Here is a 17,464-nt window from a genome sequence, read left to right on the forward strand (position 1 = left end):
ATATAGTGTCTTATTTAATGGTTATTATATCGTTATGGTTACTTCTATAATCTAATGCATAGTTTAGTTCGCCCTGTGATTCAGCATACAGGGTGTACAGTAATTGGTTTTTTTCAATTTTTTCATTTAAATGAACATTTAATAGAATTCCAGCAGACTTGGATTGAGGTGCGCCTGATAGTTTTGCAAGCTTCGCTATTTTCCGGTTGTCAATATTCTTCAAAATACCTGTAGTTTCTGCTTTGATTTCTATTTTATAAGGCGCTAAAACGGGTTGTGTAAAACGTCCTTGGGCGTTACAAATGGCAAGGAATTTTTCATATGCTTTTCCAGATTTGAGAATTTTATGTGCGGTTTCCAATCCCATTCCTTTTCCTACTTTTCCAGAAAGTTCTAATAGTTCAGCGGCTAAAAGCAATGCTCTCTCTGTTAAGTCTTTGGGTGCGTCTGGCTCATTTTGCAAAACTCTTAGTATATCTATGGCTTCTAGAGTTGGACCGATACCTCTACCAACAGGCTGCGTGCCATCCGTAACTACAACTTTTACATTCAATCCAACGGCAGTTCCTACGGCCTCCATATGGTCTTTTAATTTTTGAGCCATTTCCATACTTCTTACCTTGGCTGTTTTTCCTACTGGGATATCAATAACAACGTGAGTTGAACCTGCAGCAGCTTTTTTTGAAAGTACGGAAGCAATGAGCTGTCCTTCACTATCGATATCTAGTGCTTTTTCTACCTTTATAAGAAGGTCATCCGCTGGACTTAATTGAGCGGTACCACCCCAAACAAAACAACCACCTTCCTGATTCACCACGCCCTCAATCTCGTCTGCAGAAAGTTTTACGTTGGTTAGGACTTCCATTGTGTCGGCTGTACCGGCTGGTGAAGTAATGGCTCGGGAAGACGTTTTTGGCATTGTAAGTCCATATGCGGCTACAATAGCCACTACCAAGGGTGTGGTTCGGTTTCCAGGCAATCCACCAATACAATGCTTATCGACTACAATATCCTTGTTCCAATTTAATTGTTTTCCTGAAGCTATCATCGCTTGGGTAAGGTCTGATATTTCATTTATGTCCATTCTGTCACCTGCACAAGCTGTTATAAATGCAGAAAGGTGGATATTGGAATAGTCGCCTTCTACGATGTCTGTTATGATGTCGTTGTAGGCTTTATAATCCAATTTTTGATTATAGATTTTAGCCCTAACGTAGCTTAGCGATTCAATAGGCTCTAAATGAGAAACATAAAGCGTTTGATTTTCGGAAGCTTTCAGTTTTTTTGCAGCAGCATCAGATAAACCTATTTCATTGTGACTTAGAATATCTGAATTTATAACATTAAGACTTGCAACTATTGTCGTGGTTGTAGTTGATACCCTAATTCTGGTCAAGGCTTCGAACCCTTCTGAAATACATACGTGGCAATCTTCACGCATATAGACCACGTTCTCATTTTGGGTATAGATACCAAGATGTTTGTATTTTAAAATATTTGATGGTTGTTCCATAGCTTATTTTATTTCTTTAATGGTATATAGTTGTGGAATCTCAGCATCCCAAGCGTAAGTGTCTTTGATTCCTTTTTGTAGGGCTTCTGCACTTTCTTTCTCACCGTGAACAATAAAAATTTGTTCTGGTTTGTTTTCTATCTCGTCCATCCAATCCAAAAGTTCTTTATGGTCTGCGTGTGCAGACAGTCCCTCAATTTCTGCAACTTGCATATGAAATGGCACCCATTTTCCATAAACTTTGAGTTCCTTGTCACCTTCCAACAGTTTTCTACCACGGGTTCCTTCAGCTTGATATCCAACAAAAAGCAAGGTGTTATTTGGGTTTTGGGCTTGGGTTTCGAGATAGTTGAGCATTCTGCCACCCGTGAGCATTCCACTACCTGCAATTACGATTTTTGGATTGTTGTCCGTTCTTAGTTCCATTGTTTCGCGATAGCTACTAACGACAGTGAAGTGTGAACACATTTCTTCACATTCATATTCTTCTAATTTGTGCCAATCTCTTGTGCGGTGGAATAATTCTAGTACATTAGCACCCATAGGGCTGTCCATTATCATTTGCACTTTAGGGATTTTGTCTTTCTTGAGTAATCTCCAAAAAATCAGCATCATCAATTGGGCTCGTTCTACCGAAAAGCTAGGTATAAATAAACTGCCACCTCTATTGATGGTATCGTTGACCAATTTTTCTATCTGTGGAATTGCTTCCACTTCGTCTGGATGAAACCTACCTCCGTAGGTTGACTCTATTAATAATACATCTGCCTTTTTTGGCTTTAAAGGTGGATACAATAGTAAGTCGTTAGTTCTTCCTATGTCTCCCGAAAACACAAAACGTTTTCCGTTTATATCCAATTCAATGTAGGTTGCACCAAGAATGTGTCCGTTGTATTGAAATCGAACCTTCACATTTTTGAGAATGGGTAGCCATTGCGATGGCGGCACCCCTTTGAAGTAAGGAACGGTTTTTTCTACATCCTTTAAATCGTACAATGGTTTAGCCGGGTTGTGTTTAGAATAGCCTTCTTTGTTAGCGCGTTCGGCTTCTTGTTCTTGTATTTTGGCACTATCGTTCAATATAATTTTTGCAATATCCAAAGTGGGATTAGTACCATAGATGGGGCCTTTAAAGCCTTGCTTTACCAATCTTGGCAAATAGCCTGTGTGGTCCATATGGCCGTGAGTGAGTAAAACCGCATCAATATCAACAACATTAACTGGCGGGTACTCCCAGTTTTTTGCGCGTAGTTCTTTCAATCCCTGAAAAAGGCCGCAGTCTATCAGTATTTTTCTAACACCAGTATCTACCAGATATTTTGAACCTGTTACGGTACCAGCTGCTCCTAAAAAGTGTATATGCATTATAATATTGTTTATTTATTCTTTAATTTCATTTTGTTCTACATAGTTCTTCAGAGTCTTGTAAAATCTTTTTGTGCCTGGATTTTTCAATTCCTACTTGATTTAATAAATCTGGATTATTGTGTACTTCCTTACAGAGCACGGTTCCAGTTTCGAGTAGCAATGTTTTCTCCCGTTTTGTAATTGTTGTTAACGCTGTGAGTGGATGTAGACCAGATTGGTCAATTCTATCTTTAAGACCATTTCCCTTAGGGTAATCCCAACTATTCATTATTAATCCAGTACATTTACCATATTGTATAGCATCTGTAGTAAAGCGGGTATTCGTGTAAACGCCACCTTGATGAATTTTTGTTTGGTGACCTTTTTGACGTTCCCATTGCTTTTCTACATCTAAAAATCTCGAATTGATGTATAATGGAATCTTTACATTGCAAAAGCGTCCTTGGTCACTATGGTATTTGCATTCAATCATATAATGCTTATTGTCTTTTTGCGCAATGACATCTACTTCGTGCTTAACACAATTGCCTTGCACTATAACTCCAACTTTCGTTTCAAACCCTTCCTGTTCCATTATCTTACCTATTAATTTTTCAAAAGGGAAACCAGAAGGTCCTAATTCCATAATAGCTTTTTTGAGTTTGTATTTTGAAGCACTTACTCGCGATTTTCGTTTAAGCATCCTAAAGGCCATTTGGTAGATTTTCTTGGTTGATATACCCTCGTATATAGTAGCTTCAATATGTTCAACTATCTCTTGGATAAGTACTTCACTTGCGTGCGCGCGCCGTAATGAGTTGATGAGTTTTTCACTTTTGAAGGGCTCTATCTCTCCAGAATGTTTTATTATGTTTATGGAATCGTTCATTATCTATATATGTATAGTCATTACAGGTAAGGTGGAATGGTTAGTAACACCTTCGGCGATACTCTTAGAAAATAGACTTAAAAATCCTGTTTTGCCGTGTGTCACCATCGCTATTAAATCTATGGGATGTTGTTTTATGAACGTATTAATGCCTGTTTCCACAGAAGGTTCATTATATACAGCCATTGAGTAGTTCTTCAACTCTGGAAAATTTTGCAATGTTTTTTCAATGGGGTCTAAACCAAGATTAATATTATTGAAATCTGTCTCGGTATTAATACGTAATAAGTGGATGCGAGCATCACATTTATTCGCAATGGATATTACCTGCTTAAAAGCATCGGTAATGTCCTCATCGAAATTTGAAACAAATGCAATATTCTTGAATGGAAAGTTGACTTCTTCATCTTTTACAACAATTACGGGTGCATTAGCTTTTCGTACAATTTGCTCAACATTACTTCCTGTTATTTCCCTAATGACACCTTTGGTTCCACTACTTCCAGTAATGATAAAGTCGTGTTGATAATGACCTGAATGGTCTAAAATATCACCTTGACCTGCATCAAATTGTAAAAACGTTCGGCATTTTAGTCCGTTGCGTTCTGCTATTTTTTCTAATTCCCGTAATGCCGCTTTGGTCTTACCTATTTGCTTTAATGTTTCAGGATATCGCTTTTCCTTTTCTTTGTCCAGCTTTACCCAATCCACAGGGGTTTGCATAAGATGTAAAAAGTGAATTTCGGAATTGTATAGCTTTGCCATTTCTATACCTAGTAGTTCAGCTTTGTTGCAGTTCTTTGAAAAATCGGTTGGTACTAATATGTTTCTCATTTTGGATGATTTATAGGTTCGTATAATTTTAGTTCAGTATAATTTCATTTCCAGAAGGTACTTTGTCTTCAAAACAGTCTAAATTGTATATGGTCGTGTCTGCGATATTTTTTAATGCGGTTTCGGTTAAAAATGCTTGATGACTTGTGATAAGAACATTGTTGAAAGTCATCAATCTTGCAATGACTTCATCTTGCAAAATTGTATCAGAGTGGTCTTCAAAAAATAGTCCTTCTTCCTCTTCATACACATCCATCCCGAAATACCCAATTTTGCCAGATTTTAATCCTTCTATAACGGCCTTGGTGTCAACTAAACCACCTCGACTCGTGTTAATGAGCATAACACCTTTTTTCATTAAGCCTATGTGTTCCGTGTCAATTAGGTGTTGCGTTGATGGGGTCAATGGGACGTGCAGGCTGATTATATCTGCTTGTTTACAGATAGTAGTACAGTTGGTGTAAATGACGTCATAAGAGTCTATCAGGTTTTTATCCTCAGCGACATCTTGGGCCAATATCTTACAGCCCAAACCGTGAAGTATTTTTACGAGAACTGCACCTATTTTTCCTGTCCCTATAACACCTACTGTTTTACCGTTTAGGTCAAACCCTGTAAGTCCGTTCAGTGAAAAATTTTGTTCCCGAACTCTGTTGTGTGCTCTGATTATTTTTCGGTTAAGTGCTAAGATGAGTGCTAGAGTATGTTCTGCAATAGCATATGGTGAGTAGGCTGGTACACGAGCTATTTTTAGTCCTAGTTTGTCAGCTTTTTTAAGGTCAACGTGATTGAATCCTGCTGAACGTAATGCGATATACTCAATTCCTTGTTGATACAGCTCATCTAAGACATCAGCAGAGGCATCATCGTTAGAGAATAGTGCAATGGCTTTAGAGCCTCTCGCTAATCTTGCTGTTTCTTTCGTAAGCCTATATTCCAAAAAATATAACTCGTGCTTTCCGTCGTTTGCCTTGATAAGTGAAGGCTTATCGAATTTATGTGTACTAAATATTGTTGTTCTCATAATTTAAGATTTTATGAACCAAAAAGTTCTAAAAGGTCCTGCAGTTCTTCATCTATATGGTGCTGTTTTACGACACTTTGAAATGAGGTTGTGCAAATCATATTGTTGTAGAGCCCAACCATTACGTTTTTAGAGCCTCTTAAAAGCACATCTACAGAAGCAGCACCAAGCCTGATTCCCAACATTCTGTCAAAAGCAGACGGGTTGCCGCCACGTTGCACGTGTCCTAACCTTGTAATTCGCAAATCGGCCTTTGGGTTGACTTCTTTAATTTTAGATGCCACTACGTCTGTACCTACTTCATCACCTTCGGATACTATTATTAAGAATGCATCCTCACTATCATAGTTTTTTACTTTTTCTAATAAAAATGTCAAGTCTTGTGTGCTTTCAGGAATTAGAATTCCATTGGCACCGACAACCAAGCCAGAATGGATACCTATATATCCTGAATCCCTTCCCATAACTTCTACAATGAAGACGCGGTCGTGGGATTCGGCTGTATCACGTATTTTATCAATGTTTTCAATGGCAGTATTTACTGCTGAATCAAAACCAAGGGTATAATCTGTTCCTGAAATATCATTGTCTATAGTGCCAGGAATACCTATAAACGGGATGTCGCATATTTTTGAAAAAACAAGTAAACCTTTAAAAGTACCGTCACCACCAATAGCTATTAGCGCGTCAATATGGTTGGCCTGTAGTGTCCGTAATGCTTTTTTTCGACCTTCTAGAGTCATAAAACGTTCACTTCGTGCTGTTTTTAGAATAGTGCCGCCTCTGTGTGTTATTTTTTGTAATTCGTGTGATTTTAATGTAACTAAATCACCGTCTATTAGTCCTTCATATCCTTTTCGAAACCCACTTAATTTGATATTATTTATTTCAGCAGATTTTGCGATGGCGTACAACGCAGCATTCATCCCGGGACTGTCGCCACCAGAAGTAAATACGCCAATATGTTTAATTTTATCAGTATTCATTAATTTATCATTCTAAATTTGGTTTATTATCTGTTTTGATATTGGCTAATGACAGTCTTTTTCCATACAAGGTGTTGAATACCATACAAGCCGTAAGGTCGCCCGTAACATTTACTGCTGTTCTAAACATTCCTAAGAGACGTTCCACACCGATGATAATGATGATACCCTCAGCAGGTATACCAACACTTCCTAAAACAGAAGCGAGAATCACCACACCACCACCTGGTATGGCTGGGGTGCCAATGGACGCTGCTACAATGGTTACAATGACAACAATGATGTTAAGCAAACTCATTTCTAAGCCATAGGCTTGAGCTATAAAAAGGGTTGTTATGGTTTGATAGAGTGCTGTGCCATCCATATTAACGGTTGCACCAATAGGAATAATAAAATTACTGACGGTCTTATCTACATTTAATTCTTCCTCTGCTGTTTGAAGCGACAACGGCATTACGGCTGCAGAACTAGTGGTAGAAAAGGCCAATAGTTGGACATCTCTAATCTTTTTAAGGAATTGAAGCGGGTTAGACTTTCCAAGAAAGGCTACTAAACAAACGTAGAAAATCACAAGTAGTAACAGACCAAGCAGGACCACTCCCGCATAGTAAGTTAAACCCGATAATGAACTTAAGCCAACACTAGAGGTAAGCTGCGCCATAAGCCCAAATACGGCAATAGGTACTAGAAGCATTGACCATTTTACTACCGTCATACAGACTTCCTGTATGGCGCTTAAAAGAAGCTTTACTGGGCGCAGTAAAGAATCCTCAAGCGATAGCACAGCTACACCAATAATGATTGTGAAAATCACGATACTTAACATCTCACCGCTTACCATTGATGCCAATGGATTTTCAGGAAGCAAATTTGATATGGCATCGGGTATGTTTTCAAGTCCGAAAGACAGTTCAGAACCCTCTGAATTCACCACGGATATATCGTTGTGCTCTGATAGCGATTGTTGATGTAAAAAGCGTCCTGGTTTAAAGAGTTGAGATATAATCGTGCCTATACTTACTGAGACTATAGTGGTACCGAGAAAATAAAGCAGCACGCCACCACCAAGTTTTTTGAGGCTATCTTTATCATTGCTTGCGATACCTGTTATGATGGATGCTACAATTAATGGAATCATTATCATCTGTACTAGTTTAAGAAATAGCACTCCTGGAAGTGCAAGCCAATTACCTACCACATCAGCAGTTTCTTTGGATACCCAGCCATTTTGTGGGCTTAAGAGCAACCCAAAACCAACACCAAGTAACAGGGCGATAATGACTTTGAGCCATAGTCGGTTTTCTACTAGCTTTACTAAATAATCGTTAAGCGATTTAAGCGATTTTATCTCTGTGTCAAACATTCTTTTTTGTTATGCGATGTCAATTTTATCCTCCAGATATACCTGTTGAACCGATTGTAAAATATTTACACCCTCACCAAAAGGTTTTTGAAATGCTTTCCTACCCATTATCAGCCCAGAACCACCAGCTCTTTTATTGATTACGGCTGTGGTAATTGCCTCGACCAAATCAGACTCTCCTTTAGAGCCACCTCCGGAACTAATTAATCCTATTCTGCCCATATAACAATTTGCCACTTGTAGCCTACATAAATCAATGGGGTGTTTAGTGGTGAGCGTTTCATACATTTCATCATTATATTTACCGAAATCAATATTTTTAAATCCATAATTATTTGTAGGTAATTTTTGTTTGATGATATCGGCTTGTATAGTAACACCTATATGGTTAGCCTGACCGGTTACATCGGCAGCTGTGTGATAATCTTCCTTTTCTGTTTTGAATGCTTCGTTTCGGGTGTAGCACCACAAGATGGTTGCCATTCCCAAGTTATGGGCTTCTTCAAAAGCTTCTGATATTTCTTTAATCTGCCTATTGCTTTCTTTAGAACCAAAATAGATGGTTGCACCTATACCAATTGCACCCATATTCCAAGCGTCCTTTACCTTGCCAAATAAAGTTTGGTCATATTTATTAGGGTAGGTTAGCAGTTCATTATGGTTAACCTTTACTATGAAGGGTATTTTGTGGGCGTATTTTCTAGAATATAGACCCAATACACCAAAGGTTGATGCCACACCATTGCAACCTGCCTCTATGGCCAGTTTTATAATGTTTTCAGGGTCAAAATAATCAGGGTTTTTATAGAATGAAAAAGCAGCACTATGCTCTATACCTTGGTCTATAGGCAAAATGCTTAGATAACCTGTATTTGCCAAGTTTCCGTGATTGTATAATTGAGCAAGACTTCTTAGTGCTTGCGGGTGGCGGTTGCTATTGCTAAATATTTCTTCTTTGCTGTTACCATTAGGGGTATATATTTCATCTTTTGTGATTTTTTCACAAACGTGTTCTAGATAAAAAGAAGCTTTATCGCCTAGGTATTCTTTAATATTTTCATAAGTATCCATTTGTTATGATTTTAAGGTTTCATAGAATTTATTTCTTCACGATGAAAAATTTTACAATGTCACTCCATAGCCTAGTTTCTTTGATGTTTTCGAATCCTGCTTTTTTAAGATTTTCATCTGTTCTTCGGTTAATATTATCACCGATTATATAGAGGGGAATAAAATTGAACCAATCCATAAGAGTGCCCAACATCTTGTTGCCGCTCCGGACGTGTTCAAGCATAATCAGCTGTCCGTTAGGTTTGAGGACTCTTTTAATTTCTTCTAAACCTTTTACAGGGTTTGGTACCGAGCAAAACACACAGCTTGTTAGGATTGTATCAAAGGATTCATCTTTGAAGTCCATATTTTCCACATCCATTTCCAAGAAACTTGTTCTTGGTAGGTCATCCTTATATTTTGCTTTCGCTTTATCAAGCATTTTTTTACTAAAATCAATAGCAGTTAAATCCATTTCAGTGCTATAATACCGTAGGTTTTTACCTGTACCCACGCCAACTTCAAGAGTTTTTCCCTTAGCCTGATTAACAAGTTCTTTGCGCCATTTATCAAATCCGCTTGTACCCATAGGTTTTTCCAAAAGGTCAAAATAGCCGGCAATCCTATCATAGCGTTTTCTTATTTTATTGGTATTATCCATTGCTATTTTTTCTTAGTTGATTGATAAGCTTTTGTTTGTTTTTAGAATGGATTTTGAAGCATTTTTTTCTATGCCTGTTAATGCTCTAATGGCATCTATGGTTTCTGGGATTACAATAGCCTGGTTATCGACGATGTAGGCATAAAACAGCTCATCGCCCTGTACTTTGAGCATATCTTCCCAAAGGGCTACTTCGTACATATCGCCCCAAGGTCGCCCCATATCTAAAAACATTTCTTTAATGGTGTTGTTTGAAACCAAACCCTGGTCATAACGAATTAGTTTGATTCGGGTGGAAGTCTTAAACGCTTTTAGCACTTCTTCCTTAGTTGTCTGTTTTTTTAATTTCACGTTCCAATAGTGCATATGACTTAAGGTTTGGGGTACTTTTACCGCAGAGGTAATTACATTTAATTCTGGGTCGACGCTTTTAGCATCTGGCCCTTGATGGCTTGGAATATCCTTTTCAGGCACCATTGTATTCATAATGCCACCTAAATGGCTTTCCCAAGGGTCAGTAGCTCTTCTTAAAAGTGTTCCCCTTGCATAATCCAACAAGTCAGCTCTTTTTAATGCGGTTAACGTTCTCAGTATGGAAGTTGTATTACAAGAGACTACTCTAGTCGCATCCCGATAAAGAGCTGATTCATAATTATTTTCGGCACTAAATGAATGCCCTGTAGTTTCGTGTTTTTCACCACCGTGCAATATAAATTTGATGCGCTGTTCCTTATAGATTGCCACATTTTGGGCCGCAACCTTTTTAGGTGTGCAATCCACAACAAGGTCTGATTTATTTAAAAGTTCCTGCATATTTCCTTTTACGATAATACCTTCAGATTTCATTTTATTAGCGGCTTCTTGAGTTGCGGCGTAGATGTCATACTCTTTCCTTACTGCATTTTGAATGCGCCAATCACTTATTATATCACATACTCCTATGAGTTTCATATCATCTTGTAGGTTGATGGCATCTGCCACTCTCTTTCCGATAACTCCATATCCTATTACTGCTATATTTTTCATTTTTATATTATTTTAGGTGTTTTATTTTTTATTAATATGATGGAACCGATAATGCCCGCAATTAGTGAAGAAAATAAAATGCTGACTTTAGCGGTATATATAAATTTCTCATTGGCAAAAGCCAATTCGTTTATAAAAAGTGACATTGTAAACCCAATACCTGCTAAAAAGGCAATTCCGTATATATGATACCAAGTGATGTTCTTAGGAAGTTTCGCTAATTTTAGAATGACCAAAATTCTTGAAAATAAGACCACACCAATGAACTTTCCGAATATGAGACCAAAACCTATTCCTAAACTTACAGGGTGAGTAAGTACTTCTAAAACTTTGCCGTGAAGATGGATACCTGCATTAGCAAAAGCGAATAAGGGCAATACGATAAAATTCACAAATGGATTTAAGGCATTTTCGAGCTTTTGAAGTGGTGTTTCGGCTTCAGAACTTGTAACTTTAATTTCTTCGAGTATTTCTAATTGAGAATGAGAAATCAGCGACCCTTTTACGGGCTTTTCTTGTTTGAACTTTTTGTGTAATGCAGCAAGGCGTTGCGAAAATGTAGCCTCGTTTATTTTTACACGACCTGGTATGGCTAGGGCTGTTAGTATTCCAGCAATGGTAGGGTGTACTCCTGAGAAGAAGAAAGCTAGCCAAACACCGCCAATACCTATGATGGCGTAGAACCAAGTTTTTCTAACACCTGCATAATTTCCAATAATTAATAATCCAAAGAAAAGAAAAGCGTGAAACAAATCCATTGTAGAGATGCCAGAAGTGTAAAAAAGTGCAATTACCAACACGCCTCCCAAATCGTCCACCACGGCAAGTGTTACTAGGAATACACGTAATGCAATGGGTAAGCGTTTTCCGAAAAGTGCTAGTACGCCCAAAGAGAAAGCAATATCGGTAGCCATAGGTATTCCCCAACCCTGTGATGCTTCGCCACTAGGATTTAAGATAAAATATATAAGAGCTGGAAACACCATTCCTCCTATAGCGGCACCAATGGGCAATATAGCATTTTGAGGTGTTGATAGTTTACCGCCTAATATTTCTCTTTTTAATTCTAAGCCTACTTGAAGAAAGAACAAAGCCATTAATCCGTCGTTAATCCAAAGTAGTAATGGCTCGGTCAATTGCAAATCGCCAATACTAAATGAAATAGTGGTGTTTAGAATGTTTTGATAGATGCTCTGCCAAGGTGAATTTGCCCAAAGCATAGCTATTATTACTGCTATTAATAGTACAATACCTGTGTTACTAAATACTTTATTAGTTATATTCCAGACGCTATTATGTACAGTTCCTTTAATCATTGACAGTTGAGTTTTTAACTGCAGTTAGCACACTGGTCGTGGATTTTGATTCTGATGGTTTGTTGAAATTTCTAATAATCAGGCGGTTGCTCTTTTCATAGGTGAAATAGCTAACCGCCCAATTAAAACCAACCATCAATCTATTTCTAAAGCCACTTATGGACATTAAGTGTACGATAGACCATAATAACCAAGCGAAATAACCTCCAAATTTGAATTTGCCTAAATCGGCTACTGCTTTGCGTTTTCCTACGGTGGCCAATGAACCTTTGTCTTGATATTCGAAAGGTTTTGGGGCTTCGTTATTAATGATTTTTAATAATGATTTACCCAGCCATTTGCCTTGCTGTATAGCGGTTTGGGCTACTTGTGGATGCCCTTTTGGCCTATCAGTTGTAATTACGGCGGCTATATCACCAATCGCGAAAATGTTTCTGTAACCTTCAACCATTAGAAACGAATCGGTTTTAATACGGTTGCCTCTAACTACATATTTTTTATCGATACCTTTTGGAAATTGGCCTTTTACACCTGCTGTCCAAACTAGATTCTTAGCTAAGATAACCTTGCCGCTTTTTGTAGTAACTCTATTGCCATCATAATTGGTGACGGATTCATTGAGTAGCACTTTTACATTCAAATCCTCTAAATATTTTAAGGTCTTCGATGATGCTTTGTCTGACATTGTACTTAATAGTTCATCAAAAGCTTCTATCAAATAGATATTCATAATAGAAGAAGGGTATTCTGGGTAATCTTTAGGAAGGATGTACTTACAAAACTCTGCCAAGGCTCCTGCCATTTCCACACCTGCGGGACCACCACCTACAATGACGAAATTGGTCAGCGCATCACGTTCCTTGTCATCACAGGTAATAGCAGCCTGTTCTAAGTTTTGCAACATCATATGGCGAATGTTCAATGAATCTCGAATATCCTTCATTCCTAAACTGTTCTGGGCTACGGAATCCATACCAAAGAAATTGGTAGTCGTGCCCGTAGCAAGTACCAGATAATCATATTGAACCTTTCCTTTGGAAGTTATAAGTATATTTGATGAGGGTTGAATTTCCTCAACTTCGGCCAAGCGGAATATTACATTATTATAGCCTTTAAATTGCTTTCTAAATGGAAAGACGATGCTGTCTGGCTCTAAGGCACTCGTTGCCACTTGGTAGAGCAATGGCTGAAACTGATGAAAGTTGTTTTTGTCAAACAAAACTACTTGTACCTTTTTGTTCTTTAACTTTTCTACCAAGGCCAAACCTGCAAAGCCACCACCAACAATAACCACGCGTGGATAATCGGTGTCCGGAAGACATATGTCATCTGCAACGCTACAAACGGATTTTGGCATTTTATTATGAACGTGTTTATTTTCCATATTCATTCTAGATTCTCTAGCTATAACCAAAGAGTTTTACCTTTCACTTTTATCCCTTGCTATCATAACCGAACATTTAGCGTGAGTTGCCAAGTATTGGGAAACTGAACCTAATAACAGGCGTGAAAGCGCACCCTGACCTTGAGAGCCGACTACTATTAAATCGGCATCCCATTCTTCAGCCTTTTCAAGAATCACATTTTTGGGTGCTCCACTAACAACATTAGTAGTTATAGTAAGTGTTTTGTTCATACTCTTAAGAGTATCACTAGCATCCGAAACAATTTTGTCACCCAATTTTTTAGCACCACTTATAAATTCTTCAAAATAATTGTTCAAGCTACCGCCGGTAGCCATCAGTTCTGGACCTATAGCTGTGGGAAATTCATAAACATTTATAATGCAAATCTCGGTACTTGCTGGCAAGGTTATTCTGTTAAGTTCCTTAACGGCTATTTTGCTGAAATCTGAACCGTCTATAGCCAATACTATCTTCATATTTTTATGTTTTATTAATAGAAATATCCTAAGCTTTGTTTTTATTTATAAAGTTTTGGGCATCTTGTTTTGTTGCGAAATAAAAGACACTCCCCTTATTTTTATCCTGAACGATTACAGCGGTTGCCTTGTCTACTTTTGTATCATCGATTGGATTACTTCCAAACCGGACATTATCTATGTTTTTCTGAAGTTTTTCAACACAGCCTTGACAGCACCCATAGTAAGTTGTGCCATCTACATCTATTGGTATTTGCTTTACCCCCATAAATCTGTCATTAACCATACAGACTTTATCGTTGGGTACAACTTCATAAGGTATTTGAAACGTAGTAACAGGATTAGTTTGAACGGGATTTGTTTTTGTGACTGTTAGCGTTGCTGTTTCGGCCTTTTCCTTCTTTTCGTTGGAACACGAGAGCAATACAATTGAGGCCAGAATCAAAAATAGAATACTTAATAATAGCTTGTAAATTCTTATATTTGGATTTACTGCTGTTACTACTACAGGTTCCTTTTTCTGTTGTTTAAAATGTCTTGATTTCATTTTTAAATTTTTATTGATTTTTAGTTTTATTTAAGCTTATTAGTTTATGCCAATACAAATGTTCGTATAGACCAGACCAATACATCCCAAAGGTGAAGGCGAACAATAATTCTTCAATGGGAATTCCCAAAACAAGAATATGGGTTAGGTTGTCGAGATTCCAGTACAGCTCCACAAATCGGGGATAAAATGGAAGGATACTTCCAAAGTATATGAAGTATAATACCGTAAACAAGATGCCCCCAACCCATATCTTTCTTTTTAAATCTGGGCGACAGTATAATGTTGCTAAACCACCTAGGAACATCGCTATACTACCACAATAAATATGGTTTAATGATGTAAATAGCGCTAAAATTAAAAACACGATAGCTGGTACAAATAAGATGTATATATGCAAGCGATGTCTTCTGTGATTTCGCTCTGTAGGTGTTATTTCTTGCAAGGTTTGTTTAAAAATAAGATTATAAAGTACCACACCAATACCACCGATTGCAAAAGAAAAAATGAGACTTTCGATATCAAACCTTGTTTTTTCAGCCAAATCAAAGAGCGAAGGTGGCATCCAATATTCTGGCACAAACAATGGTTCTGTTAAGCCAAAAGGCATTGTAATCAGGCTCATCTTGAGCATTTCTTTTCTAGAATCTTTCTTGAAGAGATATATTACTGCCCAAAGCGCCAGGATAATTAATGACCATATAAACCAGACGTATTGCATAAAATGTTACAAGCTTTTATTTTTTTATTTTAAGTTGTGCATTGTAAAATGCCGCAATACAGGCACCAACCAGCCAACCCAATATGAAGGTCTGTATGATTCCTAAACCAGCTTCCCACAGTGGAACATCCATTCTGATTATACTTGTAGTGTCCAATCCGTGCAAAAGGCTGTTGAAAAAATCGATTGTGGCTTCCCTACCTGCGGTTGACATCACTATCATACAGCCCAAATAGATTAATGCTCCGGTTAGACCAAAAGCAAACCCTAGTTTTTTTACGTTTAATCGATACATAATTTTATAGTTTTGAATTAATTATCTGCTTTTAGAATCTTTTTAGATTCTTCATATTCCTCCTTAGATATCTCGCCCTTTGCAAAGCGTTGTTTAAGAATATCCAGTGGGCTGTCTTTCGCTGATTTTTGATATGGTATATCTGCTGGGATGAAAAATATCCAAGCCAATAAAATAATCCATATAATCCACCATATTAGGTGCATACCTCCAAAGTGTCCGTCGTATAAATGCATAATTTTTAGTTTTAAATTACTATTGATTTATTTTTGAAATTGTATATCCGTTGAGTTCATCAAGTTGCTTTTGTATGTCTTCAACCGAGAGCGTTTCGTTCATAGTGATAATTGTAGCCCCTTTTGGTGCCAAAAAAATCTCTGCTTTTTCGATATTAGGATGATTCTCCAAGGTTTTCTTGACCCTTGAAACACATCCGCCACAAGTGATTCCGCTTATTTGAAATTTTTGTTTCATAACATTTGCTATTAATGATGTTGATGTCCTTTTCTTTTCTCTGTTGAACCATCATCAGACTGCTTTTCATTATGTTCGTGGTCGTTATGGTTTCCGTTATTGTGTCCGTGTCTTCCGTGGCCTTGAGACCCGTGAGGCATAAACAGGTGAATGGCGAACATAAACAGTATGAAGATGAAAAGGGAAGAGCCTCCTCCTATACCAAAAGAAGGTGCTAAAAAGATGAACAGAAGCGGTAAGCCACAGCCTATAATCATCCATATCCAGTGATTGTTTTTCATATTTGCTTGATTTTTAAGTATTATTAATGATGATTGTGGTCATCTTTTTTCGATGTGTCCATCTTGCTTATTTCTTTCATATCCATTCCCTTGTTGCTCATCATCTTAGTACACAATTCCATACAATCTTCGCTCATCATTCCTTTTTCGTGCATCATTTTCATCATTTTTCCCATCATTTTCCCGTCTTTCATCATCCCGTCCATCATAGAATGCATCATCGTACTGTCTTTCATCATCATTTGCATTCCTTGCCCTTTCATCATAGCACCCATCATTTTTTCATTGCCTCGCATCATTTCCATTGTATGCTCATTGCCGTGCATACTTTCCATAAATTCGTTGGTATAATCATCGTTTTCAACAATGGCATTATAAATCGCCGTACGCTTCTCAGGGTTTTCCATTAGAGCCTTAGGGTCTTTTTCTTGTTGGCAACTGTATAAGCTTAAAAAGCCAATTGCCATTAAACCGATAAATAGTGTTTTCATTTTTTAAATTATTTTAGTTAGACATTGTTTGTAAACCCATTCCCAATAGCTAATTGGGTTATAGAGAGGGAATGGGTTATCAGCTATTAATAGGGCTGAGCTTTAGTCTTTTTTGATATCATAGTTTTGACTTTATTGTTCGATTTTTTTAATACGCCATTTAGCGTCATCCCCTTTTACCGCAATCAAATTTTTAGAGATTAGTTTTGATGTTATTTGCGGTGGGCTGTTGTCTTTTCTGTTTTGGGGCGAAACGTGCAAGGCTAGTTGGGTTAGATGTTCTAATGTAGTTCCGTTACTATCTATTGCCACTTCAAAATAATGGTAGCTTACTACGTCTTTCTTGAAAATGTCGTTATAACCTATAGTTTCTCTGTGCACCTTTAGCGCTAATGCTTTTCCTTCTTTAAAATTGGTGGCATTTAGGAACTGTGGTGTAATGACTGTTTTTCCGGATTTATCAATATATCCATAATACAATATGTCATTTTTTTGATGGGCAATTAGACATTTATCATTGCTGAATATGGGATAGCTGTCATTGTTTGTCTTGGTCGGCACCAGGTCGCTTCTAAAATCTACAACGATTTTACCTTCATTATTGATAAACGCCCATTGGCTACCTTTTTTGATAGCCGCAACCTCGTTATGGAAAGGTGAGATATAGTCTATATTATCAATTGTTTGTGCCATTCCCAAAAAAGGAATTGATACGAATGTGATGAGTAGTTTTCTCATTTTGTTTGATATGTTTGGATAAAATT

21 protein-coding genes are annotated in these 17,464 nt (G+C 37.5%); all 21 read right to left on the minus strand.

The window, feature by feature from the left end:
* Window positions 1–10: 10 nt before the first annotated feature.
* Entirely contained in the window at window positions 11–1,513 is a 1,503-nt protein-coding gene (locus tag PO830_RS03250; RefSeq protein WP_272852109.1) for a thymidine phosphorylase family protein, read from the minus strand.
* A 3-nt stretch (window positions 1,514–1,516) separates the two neighbouring features.
* The gene (locus tag PO830_RS03255) at window positions 1,517–2,878 is read right to left on the minus strand and encodes an MBL fold metallo-hydrolase RNA specificity domain-containing protein (RefSeq protein ID WP_375334180.1); all 1,362 of its coding nucleotides are present in this window, start codon (window positions 2,876–2,878) and stop codon (window positions 1,517–1,519) included.
* Window positions 2,879–2,906: 28 nt separating this feature from the next.
* Window positions 2,907–3,749 (minus strand): ATP cone domain-containing protein, encoded by an 843-nt coding sequence (locus PO830_RS03260; protein ID WP_272852110.1) that lies wholly within the window; start codon window positions 3,747–3,749, stop codon window positions 2,907–2,909.
* Window positions 3,750–3,752: 3 nt separating this feature from the next.
* Window positions 3,753–4,583, minus strand: coding sequence for a universal stress protein (locus tag PO830_RS03265; protein ID WP_272852111.1), 831 nt, complete (start codon window positions 4,581–4,583; stop codon window positions 3,753–3,755).
* A gap of 28 nt (window positions 4,584–4,611) precedes the next feature.
* A complete protein-coding gene (locus tag PO830_RS03270; protein ID WP_272852112.1) occupies window positions 4,612–5,607 on the minus strand; it encodes a 2-hydroxyacid dehydrogenase in 996 nt (331 codons plus the stop codon).
* Between the two features lie 11 nt (window positions 5,608–5,618).
* Window positions 5,619–6,593 carry an ATP-dependent 6-phosphofructokinase gene (locus PO830_RS03275; protein ID WP_272852113.1) on the minus strand — a complete coding sequence of 325 codons (975 nt, stop codon included), beginning with the start codon at window positions 6,591–6,593 and terminating at the stop codon, window positions 5,619–5,621.
* 7 nt (window positions 6,594–6,600) lie between these two features.
* Entirely contained in the window at window positions 6,601–7,956 is a 1,356-nt protein-coding gene (locus PO830_RS03280; RefSeq protein ID WP_272852114.1) for a dicarboxylate/amino acid:cation symporter, read from the minus strand.
* A 9-nt stretch (window positions 7,957–7,965) separates the two neighbouring features.
* A complete protein-coding gene (locus tag PO830_RS03285; RefSeq protein ID WP_272852115.1) occupies window positions 7,966–9,027 on the minus strand; it encodes a class I fructose-bisphosphate aldolase in 1,062 nt (353 codons plus the stop codon).
* 28 nt (window positions 9,028–9,055) lie between these two features.
* The gene (locus PO830_RS03290; protein WP_272852116.1) at window positions 9,056–9,667 is read right to left on the minus strand and encodes a class I SAM-dependent methyltransferase; all 612 of its coding nucleotides are present in this window, start codon (window positions 9,665–9,667) and stop codon (window positions 9,056–9,058) included.
* Between the two features lie 12 nt (window positions 9,668–9,679).
* A complete protein-coding gene (locus tag PO830_RS03295; RefSeq protein WP_272852117.1) occupies window positions 9,680–10,693 on the minus strand; it encodes a type II glyceraldehyde-3-phosphate dehydrogenase in 1,014 nt (337 codons plus the stop codon).
* A 2-nt stretch (window positions 10,694–10,695) separates the two neighbouring features.
* A complete protein-coding gene (gene nhaA, locus PO830_RS03300) occupies window positions 10,696–12,009 on the minus strand; it encodes a Na+/H+ antiporter NhaA (RefSeq protein WP_272852118.1) in 1,314 nt (437 codons plus the stop codon).
* The gene (locus PO830_RS03305; RefSeq protein WP_272852119.1) at window positions 12,002–13,393 is read right to left on the minus strand and encodes an NAD(P)/FAD-dependent oxidoreductase; all 1,392 of its coding nucleotides are present in this window, start codon (window positions 13,391–13,393) and stop codon (window positions 12,002–12,004) included. The genes nhaA and PO830_RS03305 overlap by 8 nt, the downstream gene beginning before the upstream one ends.
* A 36-nt stretch (window positions 13,394–13,429) precedes the next feature.
* Entirely contained in the window at window positions 13,430–13,891 is a 462-nt protein-coding gene (locus tag PO830_RS03310) for a universal stress protein (RefSeq protein WP_272852120.1), read from the minus strand.
* 28 nt (window positions 13,892–13,919) lie between these two features.
* Window positions 13,920–14,438, minus strand: coding sequence for a hypothetical protein (locus PO830_RS03315; RefSeq protein WP_272852121.1), 519 nt, complete (start codon window positions 14,436–14,438; stop codon window positions 13,920–13,922).
* A gap of 10 nt (window positions 14,439–14,448) precedes the next feature.
* Complete coding sequence (locus tag PO830_RS03320; protein WP_272852122.1) at window positions 14,449–15,159, minus strand: lycopene cyclase domain-containing protein; 711 nt, start codon at window positions 15,157–15,159, stop codon at window positions 14,449–14,451.
* Window positions 15,160–15,175: 16 nt separating this feature from the next.
* The gene (locus PO830_RS03325; RefSeq protein ID WP_009778898.1) at window positions 15,176–15,454 is read right to left on the minus strand and encodes a DUF5676 family membrane protein; all 279 of its coding nucleotides are present in this window, start codon (window positions 15,452–15,454) and stop codon (window positions 15,176–15,178) included.
* Window positions 15,455–15,471: 17 nt separating this feature from the next.
* The gene (locus tag PO830_RS03330) at window positions 15,472–15,690 is read right to left on the minus strand and encodes an SHOCT domain-containing protein (RefSeq protein ID WP_272852123.1); all 219 of its coding nucleotides are present in this window, start codon (window positions 15,688–15,690) and stop codon (window positions 15,472–15,474) included.
* A 19-nt stretch (window positions 15,691–15,709) separates the two neighbouring features.
* Window positions 15,710–15,928 carry a heavy-metal-associated domain-containing protein gene (locus PO830_RS03335; protein ID WP_272852124.1) on the minus strand — a complete coding sequence of 73 codons (219 nt, stop codon included), beginning with the start codon at window positions 15,926–15,928 and terminating at the stop codon, window positions 15,710–15,712.
* A gap of 11 nt (window positions 15,929–15,939) precedes the next feature.
* Window positions 15,940–16,209, minus strand: a complete 270-nt coding sequence (locus tag PO830_RS03340) for a hypothetical protein (RefSeq protein ID WP_272852125.1) — start codon at window positions 16,207–16,209, stop codon at window positions 15,940–15,942.
* Between the two features lie 23 nt (window positions 16,210–16,232).
* Window positions 16,233–16,700, minus strand: a complete 468-nt coding sequence (locus PO830_RS03345) for a hypothetical protein (RefSeq protein ID WP_272852126.1) — start codon at window positions 16,698–16,700, stop codon at window positions 16,233–16,235.
* A gap of 132 nt (window positions 16,701–16,832) precedes the next feature.
* A complete protein-coding gene (locus PO830_RS03350; RefSeq protein WP_272852127.1) occupies window positions 16,833–17,438 on the minus strand; it encodes a WG repeat-containing protein in 606 nt (201 codons plus the stop codon).
* Window positions 17,439–17,464: the final 26 nt, after the last annotated feature.

The organism is Altibacter sp. HG106 (genome assembly GCF_028561755.1).
Lineage (GTDB): Bacteria > Bacteroidota > Bacteroidia > Flavobacteriales > Flavobacteriaceae > DFVG01.